The sequence below is a fragment of the Sorangium sp. So ce204 genome (assembly GCF_051526795.1).
GTDB classification, from domain to species: domain Bacteria; phylum Myxococcota_A; class Polyangia; order Polyangiales; family Polyangiaceae; genus Sorangium; species Sorangium cellulosum_B.
On the sequence record NZ_CP150317.1, the window covers coordinates 7,998,748 to 8,018,611 of the forward strand.

Genomic DNA, 19,864 nt, shown 5'->3' on the forward strand with positions numbered 1-19,864 from the left:
GCTCCGCGCTGCGTGCTCGCTTACCCGACCGCGCCTCAGCAGCTCCCTTTCCGTCCCCGCTATCGCCATGCATGGACGACGGCGTCGCCGCGGGCGAACCGGCGCGAGAACGCGGCGCCGTTTGCTCGTGACGAGGCGCACCGCTTTTGGCAGTGTAGCGAGTTGAGCCGCAACGCGCCGCTGGCGCCTCGGTTTTCAAAGCTCTTCCTATGCCCGATAGTCCGCGCTACCGCGTGCTGGAGGTGCTGCACCAAGGGGCAGATACCGTCCTTTACCGCGCGCGGCGCGAGGAGGACGGCCGGCCGGTGGTGCTCAAGGCCCTGCGGCGCGATCACGCGAGCCCCCGCGCGCTCGGCAGGCTCCAGCACGAGCTCGAGGTCGCCAGAACGCTCGATTCACCCGTGGTCATCAAGGCCCACGGAATCGAGCCGTTCCGCGACCAGGTGACGCTGGTCCTCGAGGACTTCGGCGGCCGCTCGCTCGACCGGCTGCTCGATGGCGACGGGCCCATGCGCCCGATGCGCGGGATGTCGATCGATCGCTTCTTCCCCCTCGCCCTCCGCCTCGCCGCCGCGCTCGCAGAGCTCCACCGACACCACGTCATCCACAAGGACATCAAGCCCCAGAACCTCCTCTACCACCCCGACACCGGCGAGGTGAAGATCACCGATCTCGGCATCGCCTCCCTCTCCCCGCGCGAGGCCCAGGAGCTCGCCCACGACGGGCTCATCGAGGGCACGCTCGCCTACATGGCGCCGGAGCAGACCGGCCGCATGAACCGCCGCGTCGACGAGCGGACCGACCTGTACTCCCTCGGCGTCACCTTCTACGAGATGCTGACTGGCATCCTGCCCTTCCAGGCCAGCGACCCCGTCGCGTGGGTCTATTGCCACATCGCCCAGGCGCCGCGGCCGCCCCACGCGCTCGTCCCCTCGATCCCACCCCAGCTCTCCGCCGTCGTCCTCAAGCTGCTCTCCAAGGCCGCCGAGGAGCGGTACCAGAGCGCCCTCGGCCTGCGCCACGACCTCGACACGTGCTTCTCACGGTGGCAGGCGAGCGGATCCATTCAGCACTTTCCGCTCGGAGAGCGCGATCTCTCCGACCGGTTCCAGGTCCCGCAACGCCTCTACGGCCGCGAGCGCGAGGTGGAGGCGCTTCGCGCCGCGTTCGAGCGCGTCGTCGCGAGCGGCCGGCCAGAGCTCGTGCTCGTCTCGGGCTACTCGGGCATCGGCAAGTCCTCGCTCGTCGCCGAGCTGCACGGGCCCGTCGTGCGCGAGCGCGGCTTCTTCCTCTCCGGCAAGTTCGAGCAACTCAAGCGCGACGTCCCTTACCACGCCTTTCTCCAGGCGTTCCGGGCGCTCTTGCGCGAGCTCCTGTGCGCGAGCGAGGAGCAGCTCGATCGCTGGCGAGAGCGCCTCCGCGAGGCCGTCGGCCAGGACGGCGGTCTGCTCACCGACGTGCTCCCCGAGCTCGCCCTGCTCCTCGGCCCGCAGCCCCCCGTGCCAGAGCTCCCGCCCGCCGAGGCCCAGAGCCGGCTGCTCGCCACGCTCCAGCGCTTCGTCGCCGCATGCGCCCGCAAGGAGCACCCCGTCGCCCTCTTCCTCGACGACCTGCAATGGGCCGACGCGGCCAGCCTCCTGTTGCTCGAGCAGCTCGCCACCTATTCCGGCTCCGAGCACCTCCTGTTGATTGGCGCCTACCGCGACAACGAGGTAGGCCCCGCGCACCCGCTCCGGCTCACGCTGGCCGAGGTGCAGCAGCGCGGCGCCGCCGTCTCCGAGGTCGTCCTCACGCCGCTCTCCACTGCCCACGTCGGGGCGCTCGTCGCCGAGGCGGTCCATGCGCCCGAAGCCGAGGTCGAGCAGCTCTCACGGCTGGTTTACGAGAAGACCTGCGGCAACCCCTTCTTCGTGCTCCAGTTCCTCATCGCCCTGCGCGACGAGGGGCTCATCACCTTCGATGCGGACGAGGGCGCATGGCGATGGGACATCGCCGCCATACGCGACAAGGGCTTCACCGACAACGTCGTCGAGCTGATGGCCGGCAAGCTCAAGCGGCTCTCGACCCCTGCGCACGACGCGCTCAAGCTCGCCGCGTGCCTCGGCAGCAGCCTCGACCTCGACCCCCTCGCGGTCGTCGCGGGCCGTCCGGCGGAGGAGCTCCGCGAGGCGCTCGAGGAGGCCGTGCGGGAGGGGCTGCTGCTCCGCCGGGGCTCTGGTTATCGCTTCCTCCATGACCGCGTGCAGCAGGCCGCTTATTCGCTCATCCCGGCCGAGCAGCTCGCCGAGGTGCACCTCCGGATCGGCCGGCTGCTCTTGAAGGAGCAGCGCGCCGAAGAGCGCGACGAGTCGCTCTTCGACATCGTGAGCCACCTCAACCGCGGCGCCGCGCTCCTCCGTTCTCAGGCCGAGCGCGACGAGCTCGCCGCCCTCAACCTCCGCGCCGGCAGGAAGGCCAAGGCCGCCGCGGCCTACGAGGCCGCCGCCGCGCTCTTCGCCGCGGGCCTCTCCCTGCTCGCGCAGGCTCCCTGGGACGCGCAGCACGCGCTGACCTACGACCTGACGCTCGAGCGCGCGCACGCCGCGTACATCACCGGCGGCTTCGACGAGGCCGAGCGGCTGCTGCAAGAGCTCATGGAGCGCGCGAGGACCAGGACCGAGACGGCCGCCGCCGTCGAGCTCCTCGTCACGCTCCGTGTGACCCGCGGGCAATCTGCCCGCGCGGTGGAGATCGGCCTCTCGTGGCTGCGCGCCTGCGACATCGATCTTCCACGCCTCCCCACCGACGCACAGCTCGAAGAGGAGACGAAGAGCGTCTGGCAGGCCCTGGGCGACCGGGCGATCGAGGACCTGATCCATCTGCCCCCCATGACCGACCGGGAGGTCAAGCTGACGATGGGTGTGCTGGAGGGCGCGGGCATCGCGGCGTCCTTCATGACCCCGAACCTGTACTTTCTCACCTTCCTGCGCATGGTCCAGCTCAGCCTGCGCCACGGCAACGCCGAGAGCTCCGCTGTCGCGTACACGGCCTTCGCGCGGATGTTCGGCCCGAGGTTCGGGCGATACAAGGAGGCCTATCGGTTCGGCAAGCTCGGCCACGACCTCGCGCAGAGGAGCGGCCGCCTCACCACGAAATCGATGGTGTTCGCCACCTTCGGACACCATGTCGTCTTCTGGACACGCCACTACCGAGAGACGTATCCGTACGGGCGCGCCGGCTTCAGCGCCGCGGTCGAGTCCGGCGCGATGAGCATGGCGTGCTTCAACTGCGTATGGGACGCGCTGTTCCACCTGCTCTCCGGCGAGGCGCTCGAGGACGTGCTCCGCGAGGTCGACGAGCGCCTCGGCTTCGTGCGCCGCGCGGGTTTCGCGTTCGCGCACGGCGCCCTCCTCAGCGCCCGCGCCATGATCCAGGCGCTGCGAGGGCGGCCGGTCCGCTTCGCGATGCTCGACGGCTCCGAGCTGGATCCTCCGGCCTTCGAGGCGCGGCTGCAGGAGGGAGCGCTGGAGACCACGCGCGAATTCTATTACAGCCTGAAGGCGCAAGCGCTCTTCGTGCTCGGCGCGCCCAGGGAGGCGCGCGAGGCGGCGACCCGCGTCGTCACCGAGCAACCCTTCTGGAACCAGCCGCACGCGCTCATGGCCGAGAGCTTCTATGTCCTCGCGCTCTCGCTCGCGGCCCTCGTCGACGTACCGCACGTACCGCACGTACCGCACGCACCCCGCGCGCCCCGCGCGCCGCGCGCGGAGCGGGGTTCCCCGGCGCGGGAGCTCCCCGAGCAGCTGCTCGAGTGCGAGCGGCAGCTCGGCGCGTGGGCCGCGAGCGGCCCTGACAACTTCCTCCACAAACACGCTTTGGTCCGCGCCGAGATCGCCAGGCTCCGCGGGCAGGACGTGGAGGCGATGGGGCTCTACGAGCAGGCCATCTCGTCGGCGCGCGAGGGCGGCTTCGTCCAGCACGAGGCCATCGCCTGCGAGCTCGCCGCCCGGCTCTACCGCGATCACGGCCTGTCCACGCCCGCCGACGCTTACCTCCTGAAGGCCCGCGCCGCCTACTTCCGCTGGGGCGCCCACGCCAAGGTCGAGCAGCTCGACCAGCGGTATCCCTTCCTCGTCGAGCGAAAGCCGATCGCCCCCACCGTCACCTTCGCCGTACGCGCCGAGCAGTTCGACGTCCTCTCCGTCGTCAAGGCCTCTCAGAGCATCTCCGGCGAGCTCCAGCTCCCCCGCCTGCTCGAGATGCTCCTGCGCACGATGCTCGAGCACGCGGGCGCCGAGCAGGGGTGCGTCCTCCTGGTCCGGGGTGAACGCCTCTCCTGCGCGGCGATCGAAGCGCCGACGGGCGCGGTGCGGATGCGCGACGCGGGCGAGGCGCCTTCGGCCGCCCTGCCGCAGTCCATCCTCAACTACGTTCGCCGCAGCCACGAGCGCGTGCTGCTCGACGACGCCGCCGCCAGACACCCGTTCTCGGAGGACGCGTATTTCACGCGGAAGAAGCCGAGATCGGTGCTGTGCCTCCCGATCGTGCGGCAAACGCGGCTGCTCGGCCTGCTCTACCTGGAGAACAACCTCGTCACCGGCGCGTTCACCCCGGGGCGGCTCACCGTGCTCGAGCTGCTCGCCTCGCAGTCGGCCATCTCGCTCGAGAACGCCATGCTCTATACCGACATCGAGCAGGAGAACGCCGAACGGCGCCGGGCCGAGCGCGAGCTCCGCGAGAGCCAGGCCACGCTGCAGGCCATCGTCGACAACTCCGCCGCGGCCATCTTCCTCAAGGATCGCGACGGCCGGTATCTGCTCGTCAACCGCCAGGCGAGCAACATCGCCGGTCTGCCGAGCCATCGGCTCCTCGGAAAGACCGACGCCGAGCTCTTGCCTGCTGCGCTCGCCGAGATCATCGGCGTTCACGATCGAAAGGTGCTCGAGGCGGGCGAGCCGCTCGAGTTCGAGGAGGAGGTGACGATGGAGGACGGGCTGCACACCTTCCTGTCGCTCAAGTTCCCGCTCGGCGAGAGCGTCATGCCCGGCGTGCTCTGCGGCATCTGCACCGACATCACCGAGCGCAAGCGCGCCGAGCTCGCCGAGCGCTTCCTGGCCGACGCGAGCCGCAAGCTCATGGCCCTCGGCTACGGCGCCACCCTCGACAGCATCGCGCAGCTCGTCGTGCCCGAGCTCGCCGACCGGTGCGTCATCGACGTGGGCGTCGCTGACGGCGACCCGGGACACGCGGTCACCGCGGGCGTGCCGGCCGAGCTCGCGGGCGCCGTGGTGGACGCGCTGCGGGCCCTGACAGCGGCCTCGCCGGACCGCGCCGAGGTGGGCGACGTCCGTGCCGCGCCCCTCCTCGAGCCGCTCGGCGTTCACTCCTTCCTCCGCGTCCCGCTCCTCGCGCGCGACAGGCGCTTCGGCGTCATGACCCTGCTGGCGGCCGCGCCCCGGCGCCGCTACGGCCCCGCCGACCTGTGGGTCGCCGAGGAGCTCGGGCTCCGCGCCGCGCTCGCCCTCGACAACAGCCGCCTCTTCGCCGAGGCCCAGGAGGCGATCGAGCGGCGCAACGAGTTCCTCCTCGTCGCCTCGCACGAGCTCAAGACACCGCTCACCTCGCTCACGATGCAGGCCCACCTCCTCGCCCGGCTCCTGCCCCGCCTCCAGCGCGCGGAGATCGCCCCGGAGCGCATCGACGCCGCGATCCAGCTCCTCAACCGCCAGATCGCGCGCCTCGCCCACCTGGTCAACGAGCTGCTCGACGTCACCCGCCTCAACGCCGGCCGGCTCACCCTCTCTCGCGCGCCCGTCGATCTGGCCGCCCTGACGCGTGAGGCTGTCGAGCGGATGAGGCAGCAGTTCGCGGACGCCCGCTGCCGCATCCAGCTCGATCTGCAAGAGCCCGTGGTCGGGCACTGGGATGCTTCTCGCGTGGAGCAAGTCGTCATCAACCTGCTGTCCAACGCGATCAAGTACGGCGCAGGCGCCCCCATTCACGTCGTCGTGCGCGGCCTGGAAGGCCGCGCGCTGCTCGTCGTCCGTGATCACGGCATCGGCATCGCGCAGGCCGACCAGGCCAGGATCTTCGAGCGCTTCGAGCGCGCCGTCTCCGTCCGCAACTTCGGCGGCCTCGGCCTCGGCCTCTACATCGTCCGGTGGATCGTCACCTCCCACGGCGGCACCATCCGCGTCGAGAGCGCGCCAGGCGCGGGCGCTGCCTTCATCGTCGAGCTGCCATTGCATGCGGCGGAGGCGGAGACGGACAGCCAGGGCGCCCTGCTCCCGAAAGCGTAGGAGCGCGCTGTGTGCTCACTACCCGACTGCTACCTCAGCCGGCGCTGACGCGCCGCCGTTTGCTCGTGACGAGGCGCGGCGCATTTGGCAGTGTACCGGGTTGAACGGCGACACGCCGCCGGCGCCCCGGCTTTCAAAGATCCTCCTATGCTCGATAGTCCACGTTACCGCGTGCTGGAGGTGCTGCACCAGGGTGCGGACACGATCCTCTACCGCGCGCGGCGCGAGGAGGACGGCCGGCCGGTGGTGCTCAAGGCCCTGCGGCGCGATCACGCGAGCCCCCGCGCACTCGGCCGGCTCCAGCACGAGCTCGAGGTCGCCAGGGCACTGAAATCGCCCGTCGTCGTCCGGGCCTACGGAATCGAGCCGTTCCGCGACCAGGTGACGCTGGTCCTCGAGGACTTCGGCGGCCGCTCGCTCGACCGGCTGCTCGATGGCGACGGGCCCATGCGCCCGATGCGCGGGATGTCGATCGATCGCTTCTTCCCCCTCGCCCTCCGCCTCGCCGCCGCGCTCGCCGAGGTGCACCGACAGCACGTCATTCACAAGGACATCAAGCCCCAGAACCTGCTCTACAACCCCGACACCGGCGAGGTGAAGATCACCGATCTCGGCATCGCCTCCCTCTCGCCGCGCGAGGCCCAGGAGCTCGCCCACGACGGGCTCATCGAGGGCACGCTCGCCTACATGGCGCCGGAGCAGACCGGCCGCATGAACCGCTGGGTCGACGAGCGGACCGATCTGTACTCTCTCGGCGTCACCTTCTACGAGATGCTGACTGGCACCCTGCCCTTCCAGGCCAGCGACCCCGTCGCGTGGGTCTATTGCCACATCGCCCAGGCGCCGCGGCCGCCCCACGCGCTCGTCCCCTCGATCCCACCCCAGCTCTCCGCCGTCGTCCTCAAGCTGCTCTCCAAGGCCGCCGAGGAGCGGTACCAGAGCGCGCTCGGCCTGCGCCACGACCTCGACACGTGCTTTTCCCAGCTGCGCCAGCGCGGCGCCATCGACGCCTTCCCGCTCGGACTGCGCGACGTCTCCGATCGGTTCCAGATCCCGCAGCGGCTCTACGGCCGCGAGCGCGAGATCGAGGCGCTGCGCGCCGCGTTCGAGCGCGTCGTCGCGAGCGGCCGGCCAGAGCTCGTGCTCGTCTCGGGCTACTCGGGCATCGGCAAGTCCTCGCTCGTCGCCGAGCTGCACGGGCCCGTCGTGCGCGAGCGCGGCTCCTTCCTCTCCGGCAAGTTCGATCAGCTGAGGCGCGACGTCCCCTACCGCCCCTTCCTTCAGGCCTTCCGGGGCCTCGTGCAGGAGATCCTCGGCGCGAGCGAGCAGCAGGTCGAGCGCTGGCGCGAGCGCCTCCGCGAGGCCCTCGGCACGAGCGGCGGGCTGCTCACCGACATGCTCCCCGAGCTCGCCCTGCTCCTCGGCCCGCAGCCCCCCGTGCCCGAGCTCCCGCCCGCCGAGGCCCAGAGCCGGCTGCTCGCCACGCTCCAGCGCTTCGTCGCCGCATGCGCCCGCAAGGAGCACCCCGTCGCCCTCTTCCTCGACGACCTGCAATGGGCCGACGCCGGCAGCCTCCTGCTCCTCGAGCAGCTCGCCACCCTCGCCGGCGACGCGCACCTGCTGCTGATCGGCGCGTATCGCGACAACGAGGTCGGCCCCGCGCACCCGCTCCGGCTCACCCTCGCCGAGGTCCGAAAGCGCGGCGCCGCCGTCGGCGACATCGTCCTCGAGCCGCTCTCCGCCGCCCATGTCGGGGCGCTCGTCGCCGAGGCGGTCCATGCGCCCGAAGCCGAGGTCGAGCCGCTCTCACGGCTGGTTTACGAGAAGACCGGCGGCAACCCCTTCTTCGTGCTCCAGTTCCTCATCGCCCTGCACGAAGAGGGGCTCATCACCTTCGACACCGACGAGGGCGCATGGCGGTGGGACATCGCCGCCATCCGCGACAAGGGCTTCACCGACAACGTCGTCGAGCTGATGGCCGGCAAGCTCGAGCGGCTCCCCGTCGCCACGCGCGACGCGCTCAAGCTCGCCGCCTGCCTCGGCGGCAGCGTGGACCTCGACACCCTCGCGGTCGTCGCGCGAAGGCCGGCGGACGCGCTCCGCGCGGCGCTCGAGGAGGCCGTGCGGGAGGGGCTGCTGCTCCGCCGGGACAGCGTCTATCGCTTCCTCCATGATCGGGTGCAGCAGGCCGCTTATTCGCTCATCCCGCCCGGACAGCTCGCCGAGGTGCACCTCTGCATCGGCCAGCTGCTCTTGAAGGCGCAGCGCGCCGAAGAGCGCGAGGACGCGCTCTTCGACATCGTGGGTCACCTCAACCGCGGCGCCGCGCTCCTCTGCGCCCAGGCCGAGCGCGACGAGCTCGCCGCCCTCAACCTCCGCGCCGGCAGGAAGGCCAAGGCCGCCGCGGCCTACGAGACCGCCGCCGCGCTCTTCGCCGCGGGCCTCTCCCTCCTCGCGCAAGATCCCCGCGAGCGCTGGGAGGCTCGGTACGATCTGACCTACGAGCTGAGCATCGAGCGCGCGCACGCCGCCTACGCCACCGGCAGCTTCGAGGAGGCCGAGCGGCTGCTCGACGAGCTCATGGCGCGCGCGAGGACCAACATCGAGCGCGCAGCCGTCGTCGAGCTCGCCGTCGCGCAGAGCGTCACCCGCGGGCAGTGCGCCCGCGCCGTCGAGCTCGGGCTCTCGTGCCTCCGCGCCTGGGACATCGAGCTGTCGCTCCCCGTCACCGACGCGCAGGTCAAGGAAGAGACCGACAGCGTCTGGCAGGCGCTGGGCGACCGGGACATCGAGGCGCTGGTCGATCTGCCGCGCATGGATCACCCCGAGATCAAGGTCGCGATGCGCATCCTGCTCGGCGTGATGATCCCTGCCTACTTCGTGGATCTGAAGCTGCACTATCTGCTGCTCGTGCGCATGGTCAAGCTCAGCTTGCGCCACGGCAACGCGGAGAGCTCCGCCCAGGCGTACACCGCCTTCGCGCGGATGTGCGGCCCGCTGTTCGGGCGGTACCGTGAGGCGTACCTGTTCGGGAAGCTCGGTCACGACCTCGCGGACCGGGGCCACGCCCTCGCCACGAAGGGCGCGGTGTTCACCCTGTTCGGGCAGCAGATCGTGTTCTGGACGCGCCACTACCGGGAGACCGGCCTCTATGCTCGCCGCGGCTTCAACGCCGCGCTGGAGGGGGGCGACTGGAACAACGCATGTTACAACTGCATCTGGGCGGCGATGTTCCCGCTGCTCTCCGGCGAGCCGCTGGAGGACGCCCTCCACCTGACCGAAGACCGCCTCGGCTTCGTGCGCAAGGCCGGTTACGCGTTCGTCCATGACATCCTCCTCGGCGCTCGGCACCTCATCCAGACGCTGCGCGGGCGGCCGGTCCATTACGCGATGCTGGACGGCGCCGCGCTGGATCAGGCGGCCTTCGAGGCGCGGCTCGCCCGGGAGGGCGGGCTCGTCCCTTCATGCTTCCACTTCAGCATGAAGGCGCAGGCGACGTTCGTCCTCGGCGCGCCCCGGGAGACGGTCGCGGCGACGGCCCACGTGGTCGTCGATTGCGACTGGAAGATGGACACGAACGCGCTGTACGCCGAGTGCTTCTACTATCGCGCGCTCGCGCTGGCCGCGCTCGTCGACGAGGACCGCGCGGCGGCGCCGTCGCCCCGGCCGGAGCTCCCGGACGGGCTGCTCGACTGCGAGCGGCAGCTCGGCGAGTGGGCCGCGAGCGGCCCCGACAACTTCCTCCACAAACACACCCTGGTCCGCGCCGAGATCGCGCGGCTCCGCGGGCAGGACCTGGAGGCCATCGGGCTCTACGAGCAGGCCGCGTCGGCCGCGCGGGAGGGCGGCTTCGTCCAGCACGAGGCCATCGCCTGCGAGCTCGCCGCCCGGCTCTACCGCGATCGCGGCCTGTCCACGCCCGCCGACGCTTACCTCCTGAAGGCCCGCGCCGCCTATTTCCGCTGGGGCGCCCACGCCAAGGTCGAGCAGCTCGACCAGCGGTATCCCTTCCTCGTCGAGCGAAAGCCGATCGCCCCCACCGTCACCTTCGCCGTACGCGCCGAGCAGTTCGACGTCCTCTCCGTCGTCAAGGCCTCTCAGAGCATCTCCGGCGAGCTCAAGCTCCCGCGCCTGCTCGAGATGCTCCTGCGCATCGTCGTCGAGCACGCGGGCGCCGGAGAGGGGTACGTGCTCCTGCTCCGGGAAGATCGCCTGTCGACGGGGGCGGCGGTCGCCGCGTCCGGGGGCGCCGCGCGGCTGCTCGACGCGGGCGAGGCCGCGGCGGACGCGCTGCCGCAATCCATCCTCAACTACGTTCGCCGCAGCCACGAGCGCGTGCTGCTCGACGACGCCGCCGCCAGACACCCGTTCTCGGAGGACGCGTATTTCACGCGGAAGCGGCCGAGATCGGTGCTGTGCCTCCCGATCGTGCGCCAGGCGCGGCTGCTCGGCCTGCTGTACCTGGAGAACAAGCTGGTGGCCGGCGCGTTCACCCCGGGGCGGCTCACCGTGCTCGAGCTGCTCGCCTCGCAGTCGGCCATCTCGCTCGAGAACGCCATGCTCTACACCGACATCGAGCAGGAGAACGCCGAGCGGCGCCGGGCGGAGCGCGATCTCCGCGGAAGCCAGGCCACGCTGCAGGCCATCGTCGACAACTCCGCTGCGACGATCTACCTCAAGGATCGCGACGGCCGGCACCTGCTCGTCAACCGCGAGGTGGCCCGCCTCCTGGGCATGCCGCTCGATCAGATCGTCGGCAAGACGAGCACCGAGCTCTTCCCTTCCACGAACCTCGAGATCATCGCCGACAACGACCGGCGGGTGCTCGACTCGGGCGAGCCGCTCGAGTTCGAGGAGGAGGTGATGATGGAGGACGGGCCGCACACCTTCCTGTCGCTCAAGTTCCCGCTCGGCGAGAGCGTCATGCCCGGCGTGCTCTGCGGCATCTCCACCGACATCACCGAGCGCAAGCGCGCAGAGCTCGCCGAGCGCTTCCTGGCCGACGCGAGCCGCAAGCTCATGGCCCTCGGCTACGGCGCCACCCTCGACAGCGTCGCGCAGCTCGTCGTGCCCGAGCTCGCCGACCGGTGCGTCATCGACGTGGACGTCGCCCAGGACGCCCCGGGGCGGACGGTCACCGCGGCCACCGCGGGCGTGCCGGCCGAGCTGGCAGACGCGGTGATGGACGCGCTGCGGCCCCTCGCAGCGACCTCGCCGGACCGCCCCGAGGTGGGCGACGTCCGCGCCGCGCCGCTCCTCGAGCCGCTCGGCGTTCACTCCTTCCTCCGCGTCCCGCTCCTCGCGCGCGACCGGCGCTTCGGCGTCATGACCCTGCTGGCGACCGCGCCCCGACGCCATTACCGCCCCGCCGACCTGTGGCTGGCCCAGGAGCTGGCGAGCCGCGCCGCGCTCGCCCTCGACAACAGCCGCCTCTTCGCCGAGGCCCAGGAGGCCATCGAGCGCCGGAACGAGTTCCTCCTCGTCGCATCGCACGAGCTCAAGACCCCGCTCACCTCGCTCAAGATGCAGGCTCACCTCCTCGGCCGGCTCCTGCCCCGCTTCCAGCGCGCCGAGGTCGCTCCGGAGCGCATCGACGCCGCGATCCAGGTCCTGAACCGCCAGATCGCGCGCCTCGCCCACCTGATCAACGAGCTGCTCGACGTCACCCGCCTCAACGCCGGCCGGCTCACCCTCGCGCGCGCCCCCCTCGACCTGGCGGCCCTGACGCGCGAGGTCGTCGAGCGGATGAGACAGCAGCTCGCGAGCGCGCGCTGCCGCACCGAGCTCGATCTGGAAGGGCCGGTGATCGGGGACTGGGATGCTTCTCGGATGGAGCAGGTCCTCATCAACCTGCTGTCCAACGCGATCAAGTACGGCGCGGGCGCCCCCGTTCACGTCGTCGTGCGCGGCGATGGCGATCGCGCGCTGCTCGTCGTCCGCGATCACGGCATGGGGATCGCCGAGGCCGATCAGGCCAGGATCTTCGAGCGCTTCGAGCGCGCCGTCTCCGTTCGCAACTTCGGAGGTCTCGGCCTCGGCCTCTACATCGTCCGGTGGATCGTCACCTCCCACGGCGGCACCATCCGCGTCGAGAGCAAGCCGGGCGCGGGCGCCACGTTCGTCGTCGAGCTCCCCTTGCACCCGGCCGAGGCGGAGTCGGAGACGGCGGCGGACGGCCGAGGGGACCTGTTCCCGCAGGCCTAGGACGAGCGCGACGATGTGGAGTGGCGCTCCGGGCGCCGGGACGCCACATTGGCCTCCGGGTGAGGTCACGCTCCTCGGCAGCGCCGCTCTTCATGATCTCCGCGGCGCTCGGCGGAAGCGCGGTCGCGCACGCCCAGCCGACCGCGGCGCCCTTGCGTATCGAGTACCGCGCGGAGGCTGGATGCCCGGCAGAGGCGGAGTTTCGTGCGCGCGTCGGCGCGCGCCTCCGGCGGAACATCGCGGAGACGGACGCAGCGAGCGCGTACGTCGTGATCATCGAGCAGCGCGATCGCCGCTTCATCGGGCGCCTCGGCGTCCGCGCGGCCGACGGGACGGCGTCCGACCGCGATGTCGCGGGGGACACCTGCGACGATGTCGTCGCCGCGCTCGCGGTCGTGACCGCGCTCGCCGTCGATACCCAGGCCCGGGACGCCCCCGTAGCGGCCGCCACACCCGCGGTTTCCGCGTCCCCGAGCGCCGTCGCCGCGCCGCCCCCGCCGGCCGGCGCGCCGCCTGCCAGCGCCCCGCCTGCGGGCGCCCCGCCGGCCGGTAACACGCGGGCGCGGCCGCCGGCGCCGGAGCCCGACGCCACGACGCACCTGGTGCTCGGCGCGCAGCTCCTCGTCGGCCAGATGATCGGCCTCCCCTCCTTCGGCGCGCGCATCTCGGCGGAGCCTCCCCTCGCCGTCGCGACCCGCGGCGTCGGCCCGGCGCGCTTCGACGCGGAGCTCGAGGTGTCCTCCGACGTCCCCGTGGCGGGTGGCTCTGCATCGTTTCTGCGCGCCGCCCTCGGCGCCGACGCGTGCCCGCTCGGCGCATCGCTCGGCGTCCTGCGCCTTTCCCCCTGCGCGCGCGTCGAGGGCGGCCTCGTCTCGGCGAGCCGCCGAGGCATCGCCCCCGCGCGCAGCGTGACGCGCGGATGGCTGGCGCTCGGCCTGCCGGTGCGCGCGCGGCTTTCGCTCTGGGGCCCGTTCGTGCTCGACGCCGACGCCGGGGTACGCCTGCCGCTGCTGCGCGACGGCTTCTTCCCCGACGGCGCCGGCGCCGGCGCCCGCCCGCCGCCGATCGAGAGCGTCGCGGCGCTCGGGCTCGGGTTGACGATTCCGTGATCCCGGCGCTCGCCTCCGAACATAGCAGCGGCAGGAGACGATGATCAGCGCGACTCGATCCCGACCCCCTGCGCGCGCAGAGGTGGTGCGCGACGCGGCCATGACGGCGCCTGCGGAGCGCGCCGAGCAGCGCGCGCCGTCGCCCTCCGCGGAGCGCTACCGCGCGCTGGTCGACGCGCATTTCGACTTCATCTGGCGCTCGTTGCGCGGGCTCGGCGTGCCCGCCGGCTCGGCCGACGACGCCGCGCAGCACGTCTTCCTGATCGCCTACCAGAAGCTCGCCGAGATCGCGCCCGATCGCGAGCGGTCCTTCCTCTTCGGGACGGCGCTGGGCGTCGCGGCGAACGCGCGCCGCGCCGGCGCGCGGCGGCGCGAGCTCTGCGACGACGGCGCGATGGCGGCCGCGGCGGACGACGCGCCGAACCCGGAGCAGCTCATCGAGATGAAGCAGGCGCGCGCGCTGCTCGACGACGTGCTCGACGCGATGGAGGAGGACCTCCGCGTCGTCTTCGTCCTCTTCGAGCTCGAGGGCGTCCCGACCGAGGAGATCGCCGCGATGCTCGGCCTCGCGAAGGGCACCGTCGCTTCCCGCCTCCGCCGCGCGCGAGAGGACTTTCGCGCGATCGCGAGGCGCGTCCAGGCGAGGGCGCTGCACCGGGGAGGCGAGCGATGACCGATCCGAAGCCGCTTGGAGACGAGGAGACGACCGAGTTCGAGCGCGCGCTGCTCCGCTCGTGGAAGCAGGAGTCTCCGTCCTCGTCGGCGCGCGCACGCGCGCTCGCCATCGCCGGGCTCGCCGCGGGCGGGGTCGCAGGGGGCAGGGCCGCAGGGGGCGGGGCCGCAGGGGGCGGGGCCGCAGGGGAGACAACCGCCGCGCCTTCCCCGTCCGCCGCGCCCGCGCCGAAGGCGGGCGCCGGCAAGCTGCTGGCGCTCGCGAAGTGGGGCCTCGGGGCGGCGATCGGCGTCGGCCTCATCGGCGCGGGCGTCGCGCTCCTCCGGCCGTCGGCGCCTCCCTCCGCGGGGGCACCGTCGAGCGAGCCGCAGGCCACGCTCACGCCGCCCACCGCCGGCGAGCCGCCGGCCGCGACCGCGCCGCCGGCCGCGCCCGCGCCGGCTCCCTCCGGGCCCGCGACGCGCGCGCCGCTCCCGCTCCAGGCGAGCGCCCCGTCGATCCCGGCGCCCGCCGCCGCGAGCCCGCCGCGCCCGAAGAGCGCCGCGCCGCGCGCGGGATCCGCTCCCGGCGCGCCGGGCGACGCGCTCGGCGAGCAGGCCGCCGTCGACGCGCTCGGCGAGCAGGTCGCCATGATCGATCGCGCGCGCGACGCGCTCGCCGCCGGCGACGCGGCGGGGTGCCTCGCGGCGCTCGACGCCCACGACAGCAAGTTTCCTCGGAGCGCGATGGGAGAGGAGGCCACCGTGCTCCGCATCGAGGCGCTGATCCGCCTCGGCGATCGGGCCCGCGCGGCCGCGCTGGGCCAGCGCTTCCTCGCCTCGCGCCCGACGAGCGCGCATGCCTCGGGCGTGCGCGCTCTCCTCGGCGCGGCGGACGAGCCATGATCGATCGAGCGGCGCGCGCCTCGCGCGACCTGCTCGCCTGCCTGCGTGAACGTGCTTTCGAGGGCGCCGGAGAGCGTGCCTGTCGTGTTCGGTTCGTCGAATGGTTCGAGCGCTTTCAGCGTGAGCGTGTTCAACAGAGAGGTTTCGTATGGTCTGGTCGTCATGGAGCAAGCGCCACGCGCGGAAGGCGGTCCTCGTGGGAGCGGCGATGGCGCGCCTCTCGCTGCCGGCGAGCGCCGCGGCGCAGGAGGCGATCGCCCCGGCGCGGGACGAGACCGAGCGTCGGGAAGACATCGCCCAGCGGCGCGAGCGCGCCGCGCTCCTTGCGACGCACCTCCACGACGCGATCAGGCTGCGCTCCGCCGGGAAAGCGGTGCCCGTCCTCGTCAGCGGTATCGGCGGGGCGAGCCTCGCCTTGAGCCTGACCGTAGCCCCGGCCGAGCCTCGCTTCCTCGCCTGGACCGCCGGCTCCGCGACGTTGCTCGCGGGAGGCATCGCCTCGCTCGCCGTGCCGGAGGCGTACCGGCGCGACACGCTGGGGGCCGCCGCGCAGCTCTCACAAGGCAGCTTCTGGCTCGGGCTCGCGTTCTTCACAGACAGCGGCCTCGCGAGGGTGACGCCGATCGCGCTGTCGTCGGGATATTACGTGTCCGGCTTGCTCTCCGGGCTGAACCTGGCGCTGTCCGACTACACTCCTGTTTCCCGCCTGCGCGCCGACCACGCGCTGGTGGCGACGCCCGAGTGGCGCGCGCGGCTGTCAGGCGCGCAGATCGCGAGCATCGAGCGGGATCTGCTGGCCACCGCGCCTGCGATCCCTAGCTGGGCCATCTACCTCCCGGTCGCGCTGGGCGGGGTCGCCGCCACCGCGCCCGCGTGGGACGGCGATCTGCCAGCAGAGAGGCGGATGTTGAGCTTGACGTCCGGTCTCCTCGCCTCCGTGTGGTCGATCGGCGCCATGTTCGATCTCGAACATCCGGCGCAGTCCTACCAGCGGGACCTGCGCAGGGCCGGCCTGCAGGTCGCGCCTTCAGGACCCGACGGCAACGCAGGCCTCACGGTCTCGGGCAAGTTCTAGAGCGGCGGTCACCCGCTTCGGATACGGGCCCATCTCGACGTTTTCGGTGCTCAGCGCACCGGAGTGCGCTTCCGCGCCGAAAACGCCGATCTGGACCCGTCTCCTGTGCGGGTGACCGCCGCTCTGCGGCGGAAGCCACATGCGAACAGCGAGGAGTCGAACCGCCAAGACGCCATAAGACGCCAAGATTCTTTCATTTCCCTTGGCGTCCTTGGCGCGCTTGGCGGTTCATTTCTCCGGTTTCCAAGCCGATCGGTGCTCTGGCGGGTCATCCCCCGAGCGCCTCCAGGGGAGTTCGCTCCGGGACCAGCGCTCCTGCAGGCCCTGTCGTGGCCCGCCATCGCGCTCGCGTCTCCCGGGTCGACCTCTGGAGGAGCCCGGGGACACAGCAGTGATTGTCATCGTTTCGCGCTCCTTCGAGCGCTCTTCAAGGAGGATTGGCCATGCGCAACGTTCTCATCGTCGTGTTCGTGCTCATCGTGGGATGTGGCGGGGAGGCTCCGGCCGCGCGCTGGGTGGCCTGCGAGTTCACCAGCAGCACCCCGGGCGGCGTGACGGTCCGTAGCTGCGCCGAGCTCGAGACCGACGACCCGGACAAACACGAGAGCCAGTGCACGGACACGTCAACCCTCGAGGCCGAGCTCGTCGATCGATGCTCTACCGACGACGTGCTCGGCACCTGCGTCCTCACCGGCGAAGGCGAGACCATGACGACGTACCATGATGAAACAGAGTTCGTCACGGCGGATGTCGTCAAGCCGATCTGCGAAGCGACGAATGGCACCTGGACGCCGCGCTGACGCGCTGACCCGGTGCGTGTCGCCGCGGTCCCGAGCGCCTCGACGCCCCGTGGATCGCCGTGATCACGGGATCGTGTCGTCGGCGTAGTATCCGGCGCTTCCAGCCGGGACCGGACGATTCCGGGCGACCTGCCGGACCGACGTAATCGAAGTAACCGGAGCAGACAATTGGAAGGATCGTCCGCGAGCTTTACCTCGAGCTCGAGATCGACATGGCGACGAGCGCATGACGGCGGTACGTTCCCGGAGCTGACGGGATCGATCGAGCACCATGATCCCGCTGGCGCGCAGCAGCGTCGGATCGGCACAAGTCGACACAGTTCGGCACAAATTCACGGGACGGCCAGCGCCGAGCGCTGCGTCGCCGGATCAGCGGATCAGCGGGCGACGAGGTCCGCCATCCAGGGCACGTCGGGGGTCGTTTTCAGGACCGTGCCGGCCCACTGCCGGTCGTCCATGCGCTCGAAGTTCTCGGTGACGGCCTCGAAGTACGACGAGGCGAGCCCCACGAACGCGCGCGGCGCGCCGCCGCAGGGATCGGCCGTCACGACCATGAGCCGCGGCAGGCCGGTGCCCACGTGCAGCACGCGGCCGACCGGCGCGCCGCCCTCGTCGGTCGGCTGGGTGTGCACGTCGGCGATCGTCGGGTCCTGCTCGAGGCTCTTCAGCTCGTCGAAGAAGAGCTGCCTGTACCAGCCGTGGACGCCCGTGGGCCCGCCGCACCCCTCCCATTCGATCTGCACGGCCTGGTTGATGAAATCGAGGTGCTCCTGGGTGAGGGGCAGGCCGGCGCGCTCGTTCGCGGCCATCTCGCCCAGCGTGCGCGCGACGTCGTGGAGCTGCGAGAAGTACGCCGGCGCCGTCTTCTCGAGCCACGGATCGCTCGACAGATCGAGCGCGCCGACGATCCCGGCGCCGTGCTCGGCCAGCTCGGCGATGCGCGCGAAGAACGCCGGGTACGGGTCGACATACGCGTCCGGGAACTCGCAGCTGTCCCCGCCCGTGTACGACTGCTTGGCGTAGAGCAGGGTGTCGTGGCGGAGCTCGGCCCAGGAGGCGAGCTGGGTGCTCAGCAGGCGCCGGCCCCACGCCTCGGTCTTCGCCACGCCGGGCAGCCCCTCGCCGTCGCCGATCGCCCGCGCCGGCGACAGCTCCCGCAGCGCGCCGAGCCAGCGATTGTAAAGGGTCTTACCCCAGAAATCCCCGGGGTGCGCGTCGACGAGCACGCGCATCATGTGCAGGTCCGGCGCGTAGGGGAACTTCCCGAGCTCCGGCGCGAGCAGCTGGCCTGCCTGATCGTTCCCGAGCGCGGCGAAGCCCACGTCGAGCGGGTCCGGCATCATGCGCTTGACGGCGCCGCCCTGCACCCGGTCGAAGACCACGTTCGAGAAGACGTGGGCGTCGACGACGTACCGCTGACCCAGCAGCGCGAAGCTCGACGAGAGGGGCAGCGTGCCCTTGCCGAGCCCGTTGATCATGATGTGGCTCGAGATCCGCTGCGTGCCGTGGCCCTCCTTCACGATGACCTCGGCGATCCGCGCGTCCGGGACGCCGGCGAGGCCGGCGGCGTCGCTGAGGCCGAGGTCGGCGAGCAGGTCGTCGAGCTCCGGCAGGGTCATATAGTCGCTCTCGCCGACGAAGGCCTGGATCGCGTCGTCGATGCGCTTGTAGCGGGCGACGGTCTCCGCGTCGGCCAGGGCGCGCAGCACGTACGCGCCCTCGAGGTGCCGCCGCTGGAAGCGCTGGGTGCCGTCCTGCTGGGTCTCGAGGAAGCGGAAGTCGACGCGGCCGAGCCACATCATGCTGCGGAAGTAGCGCGCGAGCTCGGGGCGCTCCTCGTCGAGGTAGTGGCCGCGCGGCTCGAACTGCGAGAAGTCCATGAGCCGGTCCGTGCCGAAGAGGCGGACCTCCCCCATGCCGTCGTGGGCCTCGGCGCCCGCGACGAGCGCGTCGATCGCCGCGGCGCTGGCGCCCGCGACGGGGGCGACGGGCGCGCCGTCGAGCAGCGCGAGCGCGACGGCCGTGAAGAGATCCGCGTCCGCGCGCGCCTCGGCGCCGAGCTCCGCTCCGGCGCCCGAGGCGAGCCGCGCGCGCATCTGCTTCAGCATCGTCCCGAGCTCGGGCGCGAGCGAGGCCAGCTCCACCGCCTTCAGGATCGCGTCGTACGAGCGGTGGACCGCGAAGAGGACCGAGTCCGCGGACACGTAGAGCGGCAGGTCGAGCGAGTAGATGCTCTCGTAGCCGTAGACGAAGGTCGGGAAGGACTTCTTGCTCGAGATGACGAAGCCGTTCGCGGAGAGCTTCGCGAGCTCGTCCTCGTCGAGGGCGAGCGCGGTGCCCTGGAGCAGCGAGAGGCCCGCGGCGTCCGCCGGCGCATAGGACAGGCCCGACGCGAAGGGGACGGGGTAGCGCGCGGCGAAATCCTCGGCGCTCATGCTCGCCGAGGCCTCCTTCTCGGCGAGCAGCGCGGTGAGCTCCGCCTGCTGCTCGGGCCCGAGCTCCGTGGAGGGCAGCTGGGTGCCGTCGGTGCCGGGCGGGGGCCGGCTCCCCTCGCCCGAACAGCCGGCGGCGAGGGCGGCGAGGATCGGGACGACGTGAAGGCGAAGAAGCAGGTTGCGCATCGTGCTCCCCTTTGAAAGCGTGCCCCTCGGCCGGGGCGCGACGGCCCTGAAAGCAAAGGTGGTGCCGAGGCCGCGCGGCCTCGGCGCGAAGATCGCTCCTGCGACGGAGCGCAGGGTCAGGGCGCTCGCGTGAAACCACGGCTCTTCAGGCGCTCCTCGGGCCTCGGGGGACGATCGTGCGACCCCCTGAGCCGTGCGCCTCCCCTCGCGGGACTTCAGC

Annotated in this window: 8 protein-coding genes; 7 read left to right on the plus strand and 1 reads right to left on the minus strand. The window is 71.8% G+C overall.

Translation table 11 applies throughout. From position 1 onward, the window contains the following. Positions 1–209: 209 nt before the first annotated feature. The 7 genes from WMF22_RS29700 to WMF22_RS29730 all read left to right on the plus strand — a co-directional run bounded on the left by WMF22_RS29700 (position 210) and on the right by WMF22_RS29730 (position 17,023). The gene (locus WMF22_RS29700) at positions 210–6,278 is read left to right on the plus strand and encodes an AAA family ATPase (protein WP_438031961.1); all 6,069 of its coding nucleotides are present in this window, start codon (positions 210–212) and stop codon (positions 6,276–6,278) included. A 147-nt stretch (positions 6,279–6,425) separates the two neighbouring features. Continuing rightward, positions 6,426–12,482 carry an AAA family ATPase gene (locus WMF22_RS29705; RefSeq protein WP_438031962.1) on the plus strand — a complete coding sequence of 2,019 codons (6,057 nt, stop codon included), beginning with the start codon at positions 6,426–6,428 and terminating at the stop codon, positions 12,480–12,482. A 59-nt stretch (positions 12,483–12,541) separates the two neighbouring features. Then, on the plus strand, positions 12,542–13,591 hold the full coding sequence (locus WMF22_RS29710) for a hypothetical protein (RefSeq protein ID WP_438031963.1): 1,050 nt from the start codon (positions 12,542–12,544) through the stop codon (positions 13,589–13,591). 100 nt (positions 13,592–13,691) lie between these two features. Beyond that, positions 13,692–14,264 (plus strand): RNA polymerase sigma factor, encoded by a 573-nt coding sequence (locus WMF22_RS29715; protein WP_437293385.1) that lies wholly within the window; start codon positions 13,692–13,694, stop codon positions 14,262–14,264. Further along, entirely contained in the window at positions 14,261–15,148 is an 888-nt protein-coding gene (locus WMF22_RS29720; protein ID WP_438031964.1) for a hypothetical protein, read from the plus strand. The genes WMF22_RS29715 and WMF22_RS29720 overlap by 4 nt, the downstream gene beginning before the upstream one ends. 148 nt (positions 15,149–15,296) lie before the next feature. After that, positions 15,297–16,223, plus strand: coding sequence for a hypothetical protein (locus WMF22_RS29725; RefSeq protein WP_438031965.1), 927 nt, complete (start codon positions 15,297–15,299; stop codon positions 16,221–16,223). Between the two features lie 443 nt (positions 16,224–16,666). Continuing rightward, complete coding sequence (locus WMF22_RS29730; RefSeq protein ID WP_438031966.1) at positions 16,667–17,023, plus strand: hypothetical protein; 357 nt, start codon at positions 16,667–16,669, stop codon at positions 17,021–17,023. Between the two features lie 377 nt (positions 17,024–17,400). Here WMF22_RS29730 and WMF22_RS29735 read toward each other — a convergent pair whose 3' ends face one another. Further along, the gene (locus WMF22_RS29735) at positions 17,401–19,644 is read right to left on the minus strand and encodes a DUF3160 domain-containing protein (protein WP_438031967.1); all 2,244 of its coding nucleotides are present in this window, start codon (positions 19,642–19,644) and stop codon (positions 17,401–17,403) included. Positions 19,645–19,864: the final 220 nt, after the last annotated feature.